This is a genomic window from Chitinophaga sp. H8 (assembly GCF_040567655.1).
In the GTDB taxonomy this organism is placed as follows: Bacteria; Bacteroidota; Bacteroidia; order Chitinophagales; family Chitinophagaceae; genus Chitinophaga; species Chitinophaga defluvii.
The window spans coordinates 328,192-345,394 of the sequence record NZ_JBEXAC010000001.1; the positions used below are offsets into that span (position 1 = coordinate 328,192).

Sequence of the window (17,203 nt, forward strand, 5' to 3'; positions counted from 1 at the left end):
TCGGTCATTTAACTCTCTTATGCAACCGCTTCAATACTGACTTTTGCTTTTTATATGCAAAACAATTAATCAGTAAGTAATGAAGCACATCAGACGTACAACAAACTATAAATTTCCGGGGTTGCTGGCAGTAACCGCATTAATAATGGTTGTATATGCTTGTAATAATACCGCTGCTACGGGTGTAGCTGGAGGAGAAGCTGTACCTCCGGCCGCAACCTTACCTGTAATGACTGTAGACACCGCCACCACATTTACCACGCGTGATTATGCTGCGGTATTGGAGGGAAAAGTAAACGTAGATGTCCGGACACAGGTAGATGGGTATCTGGATAAGATATTTATTGATGAAGGCAGTTATGTAAAAGCGGGACAGCCATTATTCCAGATAAATGCAAGCCCGTTTAAGGAGCAGCTGAACAGGGATCTGGCCAGTTTGCATGCCATGGAATCTGCGCTTACAACAGCTGAGCTGGAAGTGGAAAAAATAAAACCACTGGTAGAAAATAAAGTAGTGGCAGAAATGCAGTTGAAAATTGCACAGGCGGCATGGCAAACGGCAAAAGCCAACGTGGAACAGGCCAGGGCTGCCGTTGCTGCTGCACGTATCAATGTTGGTTTTACCCTGGTGAAAGCCCCGGTTAGCGGGTATATAGGACGTATCCCCAAAAGAGTAGGCAACCTGGTAGGGAAAGGCGATGCGGTGCCGCTTACCACCTTGTCTGATATCAGTGAGGTGTATGCTTATTTCTCTATGAGTGAAAATGATTTTATAGACTTTAGCCAGGGTGCCTCCGGCAGTAATCTGGCACAAAAACTACAGCAACTGCACCCTGTTACCCTGTTATTGTCAAATGGTGACAGCTATCCGCACAAAGGCCGTATTGAAATGGTAGATGGCCAGTTTAATAAAACGACAGCGGCGATCAGCTTACGCGCTACATTTCCTAATCCGGCCTCCGTGTTGCGCTCCGGTAATACCGGTAAGGTAAGAAGAGATCAGGAATACCCTGGGGCTTTGCTGGTACCGCAGGCGGCTACACTGGAAATGCAGAATAAAACCTTCGTGTATGTAGTGGGCGACAGTAACATCGTGAAACGCCAGATTATCCAGATTGCAGGAAGTAACAACAACCGGTTTATTGTGAAAGAAGGGTTGAAACGCGGCGACAGGGTAGTAACAGCTGGTATTGAAACCCTTATGGAGGGGACTGCCATTATACCTGAATCTGATCAAAAGAAAACTGCTGGGGATACTGCTACAGTAAATCCGAAATAGCGATTCCTCACTGCTGATAAAAAGATAATGAGTCATGTTAAATAAAATTATTCAAAGACCAGTACTCGCTACGGTAATATCCGTTATCCTGGTCATACTCGGGTTAGTAGGGTTGTCCCGCTTGCCTGTAACACAGTTCCCCGATATTGCACCACCCAGTGTCATGGTGTCTGCCAGTTTTCCGGGTGGTAATGCTGCTACGGTGTTGCGTGCGGTAGTAACGCCCCTGGAAGAAGCGATCAATGGAGTGGAAAATATGACCTATATATCATCTAATGCTTCTAATGACGGGGCTGCGATGGTGACGGTTTATTTTAAGCTGGGAACAGACCCTGACCAGGCGGCAGTAAACGTGCAGAACCGGGTGGCGCAGGTAACCAGCCAGCTGCCTCCTGAGGTAGTACAGGCAGGGATCACTACTACTAAACAACAAAGTGGTATGATTATGATCCTGGATGTATACAGTGACGATAACAGCAAGTACGATGAAGCTTTTCTGCAAAACTTTGCGAAGATCAATGTTATACCAGAGATCAAGCGTATACCGGGTGTAGGGCAGGCACAGATTTTTGGTGCCAGGGACTATGCTATGCGGATATGGTTGAAACCAGCACAACTGGCAGCCTACCAGGTGACACCAAAGGAGGTGATGGCCGCTATCCAGGACCAGAGTCTGGAAGCTGCACCCGGGAAGTTTGGAGAAGGCTCGGATGAAGCATTGTCTTATGTGATTAACTATAAAGGGAAGTTTAATCAACCGGAGCAGTTTGAAAATATTGTAATTCGTGTGGCACCGGATGGCTCCGTATTATTCCTGAAAGATGTGGCGCGCATAGAACTTGGGTCTGCCAGCTATAATACAGACAATAGGGTAAATGGAAAGGATGCGGTAACAATGGCCATCTTCCAGACCAATGGCTCTAATGCCAATGAGATCCAGACGACTGTAGGAGAAGTGATGGATAATGCTGCGAAGACCTTCCCAAAAGGGGTGAAGTATCAGGTTACCATGAGCACCAAAGAACAACTGGACGAATCGATTACGCAAGTGAAAACTACGCTGATAGAGGCTTTTATCCTGGTGTTTGTGATCGTATTCCTCTTCCTGCAGGATTTCAGATCTACGTTGATTCCTGCTATTGCCGTACCTGTTTCCTTGTTAGGTACCTTCTTCTTCCTGCAGATGATGGGCTTTTCTATAAATATGCTCACCCTGTTTGCATTGGTACTGGCAATCGGTATCGTAGTAGACGATGCCATCGTGGTAGTGGAGGCCGTGCATAGCAAAATGGAGCGAACACATCTTCCGGCGCATGCGGCTACGATGTCTGCAATGGGAGAGATTACCGGAGCTATCGTTTCTATTACACTTGTAATGGCAGCCGTATTCTTTCCGGTAGGATTTATGGAAGGGCCTACGGGGGTGTTTTACCGGCAGTTTGCATTTACCCTGGCTGTGGCTATTCTCATTTCAGCGCTCAATGCGCTTACCTTAAGCCCGGCTTTATGTGCGTTATTCCTGAAAAATACACATGCTGGTGAAGGGAATGAGAATGGAAAGGTAAATACCACCAAAGGATTTTCAGCCCGCTTTTTTACGGCGTTTAATACCAGCTTTCAGGCTATGACGGGGAAGTATACACGTGCAGTAAAATGGTTGATTACCTATAAGTGGGTAAGCCTGGGAGGCCTGGCACTCATCATAGTAAGTACGGTAGTACTGATGAATACTACTCCTAAAGGATTTATTCCGAACGAGGACGGCAGTTTTGTGGCCTTCTCATTAGCGTTGCCGCCAGGTGCCGGATTGGATCGTACTTCTGAAGTATTGCACCGGGCAGATAGTATTTTAAAGCAATATCCTGCAGTGGCGTCCAGCACTACTATCTCCGGATATAATATCCTTAGTAATGGTGCCAGCCCTGCTTACGCTATGGGATTCATGAAACTGAAGCCGATTAAAGAACGGGGGAAAGTACAGAATATTGATGCTATTACAGTGGAATTGGGAGAACAGCTCAGCAGTATAAAAGAAGGCACTTTCAGTGTATTTACTTTTCCTACCGTGCCCGGGTTTGGTACTTTCAACGGATTAGAGCTGGTATTGCAGGATCGTACCGGCGGGCAGGTAGAACAGTTTAGCGCAACGGCGAATAATTTTATTGGTGAACTGATGCAGCGGCCAGAGATTGGGGTAGCTTTTACCATGTTCAAGGCAGACTTCCCACAGTTTGAAGTACAGGTAGATGCAATAAAAGCCAAACAATTGGGAGTGAGTGTCAGCGAACTGATGATGACATTACAAACCTATTATGGCAGTAACCAGGCATCTGATTTTAACCGCTTCGGTAAATACTACCGGGTAATGGTACAGGCAGATGCAAGTGCACGCAATACGCCTGAAAGTATGGACGGTATTTTTGTGAAGAATGACCAGGGAGAAATGGTACCGGTCACGAGCATTGTAACGCTGAAGAGAATATATGGCCCTGAAATGATGAACCGGTATAACCTTTTTAATGCCATCACCATTAATGCAATGCCTAAGCCAGGATTCAGTACAGGGGATGCTATGAAAGCAGTAGAAGAAGTGGCCGCTCAAAAGCTGCCGGTGGGATATAGCTACGAATGGACTGGCCTTAGTAAAGAAGAAAAGACATCGGGCAATCAGATGGTATTGATATTTGGGCTGGCACTGGTATTTGTGTATTTCCTGCTGGCGGCACAATATGAAAGTTATATCCTTCCGCTGGCAGTATTATTATCTATTCCTACAGGTATCCTGGGCGTATTCCTGGCGATCAATATAGCGGGTATTGATAACAATATTTATGTGCAGGTGGGATTGGTAATGCTGATAGGGTTGCTGGCCAAGAATGCGATCCTGATTGTAGAATTTGCCGTACAAAGAAGAAAGGCGGGTAAAACATTATTATCTGCTTCCCTGGAAGCGGCAAAGTTGCGGTTACGTCCTATTATCATGACTTCCCTCGCATTTGTGGCAGGGCTGGTACCGTTGATGACCGTAAAAGGAGCTTCTGCCATTGGGAACCATTCTATCAGCATCGGTACAGCAGGAGGGATGTTGTCGGGGGTAATACTGGGGGTATTCATTATACCTGTACTGTTTATCGTATTTCAGTTTTTACATGAGAGGGTATCCCGTAAAAAGAAGGTCCTGGTGACAAAGGAGCATGAAATGCTCTCCCCTGTTGTGTAATAACAACACATCTTTAAAATGAATATTAGTATGACTAAGCATAAAAATTTATTGATAGGATTATCCTTGCTCTGCAGTGTCTTTACGGCCTGCAGGGTAGGCAAGGATTTTACAAGGCCAGCAGCGGTATTGCCGGAACAATACCGGCATGCAGCTGCACCGGCAGATAGCAGTAATATAGGGAGTTTATCGTGGAAGGTGTTTTTTACCGATCCTGTATTACAGGCGCTTATCGATAGTGCCATTGTAAAAAATTATGATCTGCAGATAGGACTGAAAAACGTAGCCGCGGCCGCACAAACGCTTAAAAGTGCCAGGATGGCCGGATTGCCTGAACTGAATTTACAGGTGCAGGGTAACCGGAACTGGTCTTCAAAGAACAGTTTGAATGGTTCATTGTCGGAACAGTTCATGGGAACCGCATATATGGACGATTACAATGCTAATCTTGGGCTTACCTGGGAGGTGATGGCATGGGGTAAGATCAGCCGGATGAAAGAAGCGGAACTGGCTGCTTACCTGCAAACGGAAGATGTATCCCGGGCGGTGCAATCGAGGGTGGTGAGCGAAGTGGCCCAGGGATATTATAATCTGTTGATGCTGGATGCACAACTGGAAATTGCGCAGCAAAACCTGCGGTTAAATGACAGTACGCTGCAAATGATGCGATTGCAGTATCATGCAGGACAAATCAATACCCTGGCAATAGAACAAACGGAAACACAGCGGCAAACGGCCGCTGCACTGATCCCCAAAGTGGAACAACAGATTGTGCTGCAGGAAAATGCACTGCGCATACTCACCGGCAACTTACCCGGCGCAATAACGCGCCATGCCCGACTGACGGATATAAACCCAGGTGCACATTTTGCTACCGGCATACCAGCGGCATTGCTGACACAACGACCTGATGTACATGCCAGCGAACTGGCTGTAAAGGAGGCGAATGCGCGGGCAGGTATAGCGCAGGCCAGTATGTACCCGGCATTGAATATTACCGCCAGCGTGGGGGTAAATTCTTTTAAAGCATACAACTGGCTGAATGTACCCGGTAGTCTTTTTGAAATGGTAGGGGCCAGTATTGCACAACCGGTTTTTCAGCAGCGGAAGTTGAAAACGGCCTGGGAGAAAGCCAAAATAGAACGGGAAAAGAGCATCCTGGAATTTCAGAAAGCAGTACTCACTGCTGTGGGAGAAGTATCCGATGCACTGGTAAAAGTAGATAAGCTGCAGGCGCAACGGGAAATGACACAGGTAAAGGTGGATAAATCGCAGAGTGCCGTGAGAAATGCCGGTATGCTTTTCCAGAGTGGCATGGCTACTTACCTGGAAGTGATCACTGCTCAAAGCAATACTTTGCAAAGCGAATTAGACCTGGCAGCTATCCATCGCGAACAGCTGGAAGCAACCGTAGCGCTTTATCGCGCACTGGGAGGTGGCTGGAAATAAAGGTATGGCCGGATCACACCGAAAATATTTATATTTAACCAGGCGCCTGCAATGGTTTAAAAATAGGTAATGAAGCATAAAACTGCACAAGAGCAACTATTTAACAGGTATTACAGGATCTTTATTATCCCCATGATATTTGTCCTGTATTACCTGCTGTCATACATGGTAAACCCATACAGTGAATATTGGAAAAAGATTCCTGAGGCTACCTGGAATGAATTAGGGGTACATGTAGTGGTATTAATGATCATCTGCTGGCTGATCACGGAAATAAGCCTTTTGTGGGCACGGTGGATGGACAAATTAATGCCCTGGGAGCGATGGCCGGTAAGGAGGTTTGTTGCGCAATTGTGCTGTCAGATCATTTCCGTTTTTATATTCCTGAGTATCCTCGATGTGGTGCTCTCTTTTATCTTCGGACCGAGAGAGAAAGAACCTGTTACCACACTGGAGAAACTGGATGAATGGCAATTCATTTTTGTATGCGTCATGATGTCCATACTGATCAGTGCGGTACATACCGGTAATTACTTTCTGCAACGCTGGAAAACTTCTATGCTGGAGGCGGCAGCATTAAAACTGAAAGCGGCGGAGCTGAATGAAATAGCCATGCAGGCACAGCTGCAGTCTTTGAAGTTACAGCTGGACCCGCATTTTATGTTTAATAATTTCAGCACGCTGGCAGCACTGATTACTGATGATAAAGAAGGGGCCATGTCTTTCCTGGAAAACCTTTCCAGGGTATACCGCTATATGATCATCAACCTTAACAAAGATGTGATTACCCTGAAGGAAGAACTTAAATTTATACAGGCCTATATTTACCTGATTAAGATCAGGCATGGAGAGAATGTGGATATCCATATTGATATTCCGGAAGAACTTACAGAAAAAGGGATACCACCCATTACCCTGCAGTTACTTATTGAAAATGCGATTAAACATAATGTGGCTTCCAGTGCTCAGCCATTGCATATACACCTGTATGTGGATGAACAACAAAAACTAACCGTGAGCAATAACATTCAACTGATCCCGTATAATATTCCCTCTACAAGGCTGGGGCTGGAAAATATCCGGAACCGGTTCAGGATACTCTCGGAACAGGAACCGGAAATCAGTACAGTCAATGAAACATTTGAAGTGAAGCTCCCCTTACTTGATTTTAAAAACTAAGCGTATGCGTGTCGTGATTATTGAAGATGAGAAGCCTAATGCTACCCGCCTGAAGCATATTATCGCTGAAATATCTCCGGAGATAGCGGTGGTGGCAGTACTTGACACCATTGCGGAAAGTGTAGACTGGTTTAAGCAGCATATGCATCCTGATGTGGTATTAATGGATATCAGACTGGCGGATGGATTGTCTTTCGATATTTTTTCCCGTACCACACTACAATGCCCGGTTATTTTTACTACTGCCTATGATGAATATGCCATCCGGGCATTTAAAGTAAATAGTATTGATTATCTGCTGAAACCAATAGAAAAAGACGATCTGCAACAGGCATTGGAACGGGTAAGTACACCGCAGACTTATAAAATGCCTGCAGAGCCGGTACAACAACTGCTGGACTTTTTTAAGCAGCAGGATGTCAGCTACCGTACCAGGTTTCTGCTTCCTTACCGGGATGGTTATAAAACAGTACTGGTGGAAGATATCGATTTTGTGTATTCTGCTTTTAAAACAGCGCACCTGGCATTAAAAGATCGTACGGAGGAAACCGTTACACAAACAATGGATGAACTGGAAGAACAGTTTAACCCCTCCCTGTTTTTCCGGGCCAATCGTCAGCATCTGATCAGTATACATAGCATTGGAAGCATCCATAATTATTTTAATGGTAAGTTGAAAATAATACTGAAAAGAGATCCGGAGCGGGAGGTGCTGATCAGCAAGGAAAAAGCACCGGCCTTTAAACAATGGCTGGATAAATAGTAAAAAAAAGCAGGTACTAGTGAATGTACCTGCTTTTTTATTGTAAGCGCAATTTTTACACCCTTCCCATATATGGATCGCTGGATCCTTCTTTGCCCGTTTCTACCCGTCCGGCATATCTTTTCTCAAAATCATGGAATCCATCTGCCAGTATACTGAAGTCGTACCAGCCATGGCTTTTGCTTAGGGGGAGTTTAATATTTTCCCGGCTGCCTTTGGCAATGGTACGGGTAATGGCTTTTTGCTGATAGACATGATCCCTGATGGTGATGGTAATGGAGGTATCTCCGGGATTATGCAGCCTTAGCAGTAGGGCATTGCCTGGTGCTTTAGCACTGGCACCCAGATCATATTCACAGGTGATCTCCAATGCAGGATCGTTATCACCTCCTTTAAACTCCCGGAAAAAGCCATTAGGGCCATGCAGCCGCAGGTGGTATTGCTTATTTTCAAAACCATCTCCAGGCCATTGGTAAGATAATTTATCGCCGGGAATCACTGCAAAAGACCAGTTGCGCGAAACTTCTGTACTGCCATCCTCGTCACGGAATGAAACGGGTGCGTATACACTGAATGGCGCTCCGGAAGATCTTTTTCCAAAAACACGGTTACCTGCGCTCATCGTGATCTCAAAGCTTTTTTTCTCCCTGTTCCATTGGCCATCTGCATATAATTCGTAAGGTAATGCTGCAGAGGGGCGTACGCCCTTTTCCTGTCCGGCCAGGAAGGTAGTATCTGCCGGATTATTTTTTATCTGCGTAATATCCTCCGGTGTAAGTTGTTTGTATCCCGCAGGTACCTGCTTGAATTTAGCATTATAGATATCCTTTACAAATGCATCTCGCTGAAGGAAAGGGACGTTACGTGGGGAAGTATTATTAAAGGGACTGAATGCTGCGGTAAGGTCTCCACAGATCGTACGCCTCCAGGTACTGATATTATCCAGTTTGATGTTTTTCCTGAACTTCTTATTCAGGAAAACTTCCAGGAATTGCAAGGTGGAAGTATGATCAAATAGCTGAGAACATACTTTACCTCCTCTGCTCCAGGGAGAGGCGATGATCATCGGTACCCGGAATCCTAATCCAATAGGAGCTTCTCTGGCTTGCTTTGCCGGAACTCCTTGTTTTATTTCATTTTCGAGGCGCACGTGTTCTATCTCTGTTTCAATACCGGAAGAACATTTGCCGGTACCAGGCTTGGCATTGTCCGGAATGGAAAAAGGAGGTACGTGATCAAAGTACCCGTCATTTTCGTCATAGGTAACAATAAAAATGGTTTTTTTCCATACTTCCGGGTTTTTGGTGAGGATATCCAATATTTCCGATACATACCAGGTACCATACCAGGGGGCACTGGGGTGATCGGAAAAGTTTTGCGGACTGGCCAGCCAGGATACGGTAGGCAGTATACCTTCATCGGCATCTTTCCGCAGCTGATGCAAAATGTCGCCTGCAGGAATGGTAACTTCCCTGGCTTCGTTGCCATCGTTATAATTCATCGTAGTCACCGATCTGAAAGCAGGATCACCCGAATTAACGGTAAAGGCACGTTGATGAAGATTTTTTTCTTTTTGAGAGAGCTGTGCAAATTTAACTTTATTCCATTTGGCCAGTTCTGCAGTGGCATGATCTAATACCTGTTGCTTTTTGGCGATATCGGCCTTTATCTTTTTGGCCGCTTCTTCTGAAGAAGGGCTGGCTTCCTGCAGCTTATTAATTTCTCCGGGTAAGGTATCTGCCTGGTTTTGCAGGCTTTGTACATAGCGGGCGCTGAATTTTACCTGGAAGGGGGCGAAATATTCCAGTACATTACAACCAAAGTTGGAGAGCCAGGATCTTTCTTCATCTTTAAAGCCGCCTCCACAGCTGATCTCGTTCTGATAAAACTTCCAGGAGATATTATTGGCTTCCAGTAGCTCCGGAAAGCTGGTCCAGGGCTGTTTGCCATAACTGTAATCATCGTTCCTGATATTGGCTTTTGGACGCCCTTCTTCAGGATGGGTGATTTTACCTGTCCAGAAGAAAGACCGGTTAGGCGTTGTACTGGTCATGGCAGAACAGAAGTTCTGATCACAGATAGTAAAAGCATCTGCCATCGCATAACTGAAAGGAAGATCCTCCCGGGTATAATAACCCAGTGTAAGCGGCATGGCAGCATATTGTGGGTTGCCCGGTTTTTTAGCGAGCAGCCATTTGTCATATTTACCATTGTTATAGGCATCTACCTGGCTGGGACGGGAATGTGGCAGATCACCCATCCAGGTAATCTTTGTGTCCTTCATGTCCAGGCGGAAAGGTGCGTAAGTTTCGCCCTGAGCATTGGTTTGCAGCCAAACAGGTTTATTGTCCGGTAAAGTAATGGCCCTGGGGTCATTAAATCCGCGAACACCTTTTAAGGTGCCAAAACAATGATCAAAGGAGCGGTTCTCCTGCATTAATATCACGATGTGTTCGGCATCCTCATAGGTAGAGCCGGGTGCAGGATTGATGGCCAGTGCCCGTTGTATGGAAGCGGGCATTACCGTGGAAAGTCCGGCTGCACCGGATAATAACATTGATTTCCTGAGAAAGTCGCGTCTTGTATCCATAATTAATCCAAAAGAGGGTTTAGTGCTATTGGTCACGTGGAAATGACCGTTTTAATGATGACAGTTATAGCTGTGCTGCGTAGGTGCGTTGAAAACACCTTCAACCACAACAGCTACTCAAAATAGTAAAATATGGATAGGGTGCAGCAAAAAAATGATTATTGGTGAGTTATCTTTTGTTAAAACCGGTGTGGAATTGCCCTGGAGGGTAGCTAGTCTGCTGATATCATCTGTTGGTAGCCCCCTGGCTTTAAGTACCACTGGTCAAAATTTTAATACTATTTTAATTCAAAATCCTTTTATTTAGGTTTGGATTAAATGACATTTGATTATGATTAAGAACTGGCGTTGCCTGCATAGCTATTTTTTATTATCCGCGATTGTTTTTAAATCGATGATAATGGGAATGCTGTTCGCATTGTCCAGTCATAATATTTGCCTGGAACAGCTGCAAAACATGGACGTGAAATGGCAGCAGCATGTATGCAAGCAACGTAAGAAAAGTGATGACCTGTCTATTGAAGATGTCTTTAATACCGGAGAAGCGCTGGTATGCGCAACGGGTGTCAGAAAACTCACCGCCTTTCTGAGCAGGTTAGTATTTGTTATAAAACAATGTTTCCTACAGGTTGTTTCACCCAAAATAAACAACCGCATTTATCTGCGGATCCCCTTTGTACCCGAACGTATTTTCCTGCAATATTGCTCCCTCCTGAGGTGATCCTGCTTTTTTCTAAGTAGTTGAATACTTCACGCTGCATGAAATGGTTTCATGCAGTATTACTATGTTTTTACGGAGAAAATTATGAATACTGGAATATGGTGTCTGGTGACCCTGACATTGGGAATAGCCGGTATGCCTGTGCGCGCAGCGGTGCCTATACCACAGGATACGATACACAAAATTGATTTAAATACAGCATTATCCATTACACGCTCGCATTATCCCGCCATTAAAGCCAAAGCAGCATTAACTGAAGCCGCCAAAAGCGATGTGTCGGTAGCCAGAATGGAATATTTACCACAACTGATTGTGCAGGACCAATACCTGTATGCCAGTACGAATAATGTACAGGGCGCGGCTTATTCCAACGGAGGAACGACCCTTTCTGTTACCGGTGGTACACGTGATCACAATGTTTATCAGGGCGTATGGACCAGCTATGCTACGATGCTGATAGACTGGAAATTTTTCAATTTCGGAAAAGTGAAAGCCAATGTACAGGTGGCAGAACAAGCGCAGCAGAAGAGCAGGCTGGAATATGAAAATGAAATCTTCCGTCAGCAGGTAAAGGTAGCAGATGCCTATCTGCTGCTGATTGCCATGCAGCAATTTGTAGGGGTACAGCAACAAAACCTGGAACGGGCGGAAATGTTCCGGTCGGCTATACTGGCCAATACCCTCAGCGGGTTAAGGCCGGGAGTAGATTCTTCCCTGGCCAATGCGGAAGTAGCCAAAGCCAGGCTGATGCTGCAACAAGCGGTGCAGGAAGCCAAGGTACAGGAATTAAGATTGTCAGAAAATATGGGCCTGCCACAACAGGCACTTGAAATAGATACTGCCGGATTAACCAATACTTTACCTGCACTCGGCGCTGCACCGGATGCAGTAGATTCCCTGCATGCTCCCTTTATCCGCTATTATAAATCAATGATAGACCTGCAGGAGTCAAAGGCCAGCGCTACCAAACGTACAGTTTATCCTTCCCTGAGCTTCTTGTCTGCCGGCTGGGCACGCGGCAGCGGGATTGACAATATCACCGGGCATCTGAACAGTGCGATATGGGAAGGGATACAACCCCGTGCGCTAAACTATATGGTGGGAGTGGCTTTTCGCTGGAACATCCTTTCGGTGCCATTGGTAAAACGCCAGTACAACAGTGAGCTGCAACGGGTAGCATATGCTAAAGAACTGTACAATGAAGCCACCTTAAAAACAAATACCCAACTGGCCACTGCCAAGTTACAGCTCACCACGGCACTTCAGCAGCTGGAACAGGCTCCCCTGCAATATGATGCTGCACTGCAGGCGTATAAGCAATCGCAGGCACGCTACAGATCAGGGTTATCTACAATGCCGGAATTATACCAGGCGCTTTATACTTTAAACAGGGCCACTGCCGATCAACTGACGGCGTATAACAATGTCTGGAGAGCGGTATTGTTACAATCCGCAGCAGCAGGCGACCTGTCTTTATTTACAAAGCTACTCCGGAACTGAGTGAGTCATTATCCGGCATTTTTAACAACAAAAATTATGACTGATGGATCTCGTTACAGGTGCACTTAAAAGACCCATTACGGTAATTATACTGGTCCTGGGTATGCTCATATTTTCCCTCATAGCTATCCCTAAAATACCCATTGATATATTCCCCAGACTAAACCTCCCTACTATCTACGTCATTGAATCTTACGGAGGAATGTCTGCCCAGCAGATGGAAGGTTTTTTTGCTACCCGCTTGCAGGATCAGTTCCTGTATGTAAACGGTATCAAAAACATAGAAAGCAAAAGCATTCAGGGCCTTACCATGATCAAGCTGAGCTTTTACGAAAGCACAGATATGGCAGAGGCTTCTGCACAGGTGGCCTTGCAGGTAAACAGGGCCATGAAATTTTTCCCACCGGGTGCGCTGCCTCCCCAGGTGGTGCGGTTTGATGCTTCTTCTCTTCCGGTGGGGCAGTTGGTGTTTTCGAGTAAGGGCCGTTCCCTGAAAGAGATCTACGACCTGGCGGCAACACGTGTACGACCTATGTTTGCTTCCGTAAGGGGACTGAGTGCGCCACCTCCTTTTGGTGCTAACTCCAGGTCATTGCTGATTAATGTAGACCCTGATAAGCTAAGAAGTTTCGGAATAGCACCGGATGATGTAGTAGAAGCGATTACCAGGTCGAATGTGATGTCGCCATCGGGCAACCTGCGGATGAATAACACCATGTACCTGACCACTATCAATACCCTGCAGCAAACAGTGGAAGAATTTAACCGCATTCCATTGAAAACAAAACAGGGAGGCACCATTTATGTTAGTGATGTGGCAAAGGTGAAGGACGGGATGGATGTTACGGTAGACTATGCTTTGGTGAACGGCAAACGTTCTGTATATATCCCGGTTGTAAAAACGGCAGATGCCTCCACCTGGCAGGTGGTACAGGACCTGAAAGCCCGCATCCCTGAGATGCAAAGCCTGTTGCCGGACGATGTAAAGTTATCTTACGAATTTGATCAGTCTGTCTTCGTGGCTAATTCTGTGAAGAGCCTCATCTTTGAAGGTACTTTAGGGGCACTGCTGACGGGACTGATGGTATTCCTGTTTTTAAGAGACCTGAGAAGCAGCCTGGTAGTGATCATTACCATCCCTGTATCTATTTTGTCTGCGCTGTTATTACTGAAATTATTTGACCAGACCATCAATATCATGACCCTGAGCGGGTTGGCACTGGCAGTAGGTATTCTGGTGGATCAGGCCACGGTAACGATTGAAAATATACATCAGCACCTGGAAATGGGAAAACCCAAAGAGCAGGCGATCTATGATGCCTGTAAGGAAATTGCTTTTCCGCTGTTACTGATCCTCCTTTGTATACTGGCTGTTTTTGCACCATCCTTTATGATGAATGGGATTCCTAGAGCGATGTTCCTGCCGTTGTCTTTATCTATCGGCTTTGCGATGATCGTTTCTTATCTACTGGCGCAAAGTCTGGTGCCTGTGATCTGTAACTGGTTGCTGAAGGAAGAAAAATTCCGTTATAAACACGGACAATTCCATGCCCATGCAGGAGAAGCCCTGGATGAGGAAGAAATCGGGCAAATCAGCACACATCTACAGCAGGAACAAAGAGAGCCGGAAAAGAATGATGGATTTGAAAGGTTAAAACTTGGATTTATCCGCATACTGGAGAAGATGATGCCCTGGAGGAAAACTGCTATCAGTATTTACCTCATCCTGGTATTGTTATTATCCGGTTTTTGTTTTGTAGATATCGGCAAAGACCTGATGCCAAGAACAAACGGCAGCCAATTCCAGGTAAGGATCAAAGCCCCGGACGGTACCAGGCTGGAACGTACCGAAGCATTATTAAAACAGGCACTGGCTATTATAGATACTACGGTACAGCATCATGTATCGATGAGCTCTGCTTATGTAGGGCTGGTGCCTTCCAGTTATGGAACCAGTAACCTGTACATCTTTAATGCCGGTACACATGAAGCGGTATTGCAGGTGCAGCTGGACGAACATTACAAGGTAAAGATGGATGACCTGAAAGATGTGTTACGCAAAAATATCAACAGCCGGATGCCGGGTGTGCGATTATCTTTTGAGCCTATTGACATGACGGAAAAGATCATGAGCCAGGGGGCGGCTACACCGATTGAAATAAGAGTAGCCGGAAAAGATATGGAGCAGATCACTGCTTATGCAGATACCATTCTTCAAAAGATGCGCGCCGTACCTTATTTCCGGGATGTGCAGATTGCCCAGCCATTAAAATTTCCTACCATCGCTATTAACATAGACCGGGAGAAGGCTGCCCGCTGGGGAGTGACGGTAGATGGTATTGCCAGATCTGTTACGGCCAGTACTTCTTCCAGCCGTTTTACCCAAAAGATCCAGTGGCTGGATGAAAAGGTAGCCTATACGTACCAGGTGCAGGTACAGGTACCGGAATACGTGATGAGTACGATGGATGAGTTAAAGGAAATTCCGTTGACCAAAGGTAGTGCCCGACCTGTGCTGGCAGATGTGGCAGACTTCTCCATGAAAGAGGTGCCTGGCGAATATGACAGAATGGGGCCCCGCCGGTACCTCACGATCAATGCCAATATCAAGGACAAGGATCTGGGTACTGCAACACGGGAGGTACAGCAGATCCTGCATGAATTAGGACAGCCTCCCAAAGGCATTGTGACAGAAGTTCACGGGGTATCCAGCCTGTTTACCGAAACCATGAAAGGCCTGCAAACGGGATTGCTGTTTGCGGTACTGGTGATCTTCTTATTGCTGGCGGCCAATTATCAGTCGGTGAAACTTTCACTGGTAGTTTTGATCACGGTGCCCGCAGTGATCCTGGGAGCATTGCTGATGTTGCTGCAATTTGGCTCTACGCTGAATCTGCAATCGTATATGGGTATCATTATGTCTATCGGTGTTTCAGTAGCTAATGCCATTCTGATTGTGACCAATGCGGAAAGTTTGCGGCTGGTATATAAGGATGCAAAACAAGCGGCGGTAACAGCTGCTGCTGTTCGCTTGCGGCCTATTTTAATGACCAGCTTTGCAATGATAGCAGGGATGATCCCAATGGCAGCAGGACTGGGAGAGGCCGGAGAACAAAGTGCACCTTTGGGCAGAGCAGTGATAGGTGGGCTGATTGCCTCCACGCTGGCAGCCTTGTTTATTCTGCCCCTGGCATTTGCGGTATTACAACGCAAATCATCTCTGGAAAGCCCTTCACTATTACCTGGTAAAAAAAGAAAACAACACATGGAAATGAAAAATGTAACGATTATACTCATCGGGATAGCATTGTTGGCCAATGCTTGTGGTAATGCCCGCAAGCCCGTTGATATGACCACCAGTAATACCGCTAAAAACACCGGATATGATTTTACCAGTGTGGTAAAAAGGCCATTGGTGTCGGTGGTGAAATTACCCGGCGAATTCAAACCTTTTGAGATGGTGTCTATCTATCCCAAAATAAGCGGATTTATAAAGACCATACCGGTAGATATGGGCACGTTTGTAAGGCAGGGAGATGTATTGATCACATTAGAAGCACCGGAGGTAGAACAGCGCTTACAGGCGGCCAAAGCTAAATATGCACAGGCAAATGCGGTTTATCTGAGCAGTAAAGACCGGTACGACAGGCTAACAAAGGCGGCGGTCACACCCGGGGCAGTCTCTCCTTTTGAACTGGAAAGTGCCAAAGCAAAGATGACTGCGGATGCTGCTACCCGCGATGCAGAGCAGGCCAATGTAGCTGCTTTTGAAACCTCCAAAGGATACCTGACCGTGACCGCGCCATTTGATGGCATTATCACCGAAAGGAATGTACACCCGGGAGCACTGGTAGGGCCGGAGATAAAAAGCAGCGATAAACCTATGCTGGTACTGCAGCAGGAAAAAAAGCTGAGGCTGGTGGTATATGTACCGGAATCCTTGTCGGGCAGTGTGGATGAGCACGGGATGGTAGCTTACGAAGTAACCGGAAACCCAGGCAAAATCTACCAGGCACGGATCACCCGATTTGCAGGCGCTATCAACACCGGATTACGTTCCGAAGCCTATGAAATGGACCTGATAGCCGAGAACGGACAGGTGAAACCAGGCATGTTTGCAGAAGTGAAACTACCCTTAAAAGTAAATGCCAGCTCGTTTGTAGTACCGGCATCTGCTATCGTAAATGCTACCACCGGGAAATACCTGGTAGCAGTAGATGATGGGAATAAAACCAGGTTTATGCACGTAAAAGAAGGCATTACCGGCAATGATAGTACCCAGGTGTTTGGTAAGCTGGAAGGTAACGAAAAGATCCTGCTGCATCCTACTAATGATATTGCAGAAGGAAGCATTATTGAATAGTATCCCTGTACCCATAAATAAAAAAGCCCCTGGTAAGTTTCACCAGGGGTTTTTTGTTGCTTTTCCTCTCCGGATTACCCGGTTATAGCATAAGCCATACAGTTAGCAATTACTACGATTGATTATGAATAAACCATAC

General features: G+C 46.0%; 9 protein-coding genes. 8 read left to right on the forward strand and 1 reads right to left on the reverse strand.

The genetic code is table 11. The features are described from left to right. Window positions 1-79: 79 nt before the first annotated feature. From ABR189_RS01325 to ABR189_RS01345, 5 genes are all read left to right on the forward strand, one after another. Window positions 80-1,279 (forward strand): efflux RND transporter periplasmic adaptor subunit, encoded by a 1,200-nt coding sequence (locus ABR189_RS01325; RefSeq protein WP_354658630.1) that lies wholly within the window; start codon window positions 80-82, stop codon window positions 1,277-1,279. 34 nt (window positions 1,280-1,313) lie between these two features. Beyond that, the gene (locus tag ABR189_RS01330) at window positions 1,314-4,499 is read left to right on the forward strand and encodes an efflux RND transporter permease subunit (RefSeq protein WP_354658631.1); all 3,186 of its coding nucleotides are present in this window, start codon (window positions 1,314-1,316) and stop codon (window positions 4,497-4,499) included. A gap of 30 nt (window positions 4,500-4,529) precedes the next feature. Then, window positions 4,530-5,948: an efflux transporter outer membrane subunit gene (locus tag ABR189_RS01335; protein ID WP_354658632.1), complete on the forward strand. Its 1,419-nt coding sequence runs from the start codon at window positions 4,530-4,532 to the stop codon at window positions 5,946-5,948. Between the two features lie 69 nt (window positions 5,949-6,017). After that, complete coding sequence (locus tag ABR189_RS01340) at window positions 6,018-7,127, forward strand: sensor histidine kinase (protein WP_354658633.1); 1,110 nt, start codon at window positions 6,018-6,020, stop codon at window positions 7,125-7,127. A 4-nt stretch (window positions 7,128-7,131) separates the two neighbouring features. Continuing rightward, complete coding sequence (locus ABR189_RS01345; protein ID WP_354658634.1) at window positions 7,132-7,890, forward strand: LytR/AlgR family response regulator transcription factor; 759 nt, start codon at window positions 7,132-7,134, stop codon at window positions 7,888-7,890. 55 nt (window positions 7,891-7,945) lie between these two features. Here ABR189_RS01345 and ABR189_RS01350 read toward each other — a convergent pair whose 3' ends face one another. Further along, complete coding sequence (locus tag ABR189_RS01350) at window positions 7,946-10,480, reverse strand: phosphocholine-specific phospholipase C (protein WP_354658635.1); 2,535 nt, start codon at window positions 10,478-10,480, stop codon at window positions 7,946-7,948. 400 nt (window positions 10,481-10,880) lie between these two features. On the opposite strand from ABR189_RS01350, the gene ABR189_RS01355 reads away from it, so the two are divergent. The 3 genes from ABR189_RS01355 to ABR189_RS01365 all read left to right on the forward strand — a co-directional run bounded on the left by ABR189_RS01355 (window position 10,881) and on the right by ABR189_RS01365 (window position 17,064). Then, a complete protein-coding gene (locus ABR189_RS01355; RefSeq protein ID WP_354658636.1) occupies window positions 10,881-11,201 on the forward strand; it encodes a hypothetical protein in 321 nt (106 codons plus the stop codon). Window positions 11,202-11,285: 84 nt separating this feature from the next. Further along, a complete protein-coding gene (locus ABR189_RS01360; RefSeq protein WP_354658637.1) occupies window positions 11,286-12,701 on the forward strand; it encodes a TolC family protein in 1,416 nt (471 codons plus the stop codon). A 43-nt stretch (window positions 12,702-12,744) separates the two neighbouring features. Further along, complete coding sequence (locus tag ABR189_RS01365; RefSeq protein WP_354658638.1) at window positions 12,745-17,064, forward strand: efflux RND transporter permease subunit; 4,320 nt, start codon at window positions 12,745-12,747, stop codon at window positions 17,062-17,064. The last annotated feature ends 139 nt before the right edge of the window (window positions 17,065-17,203 follow it).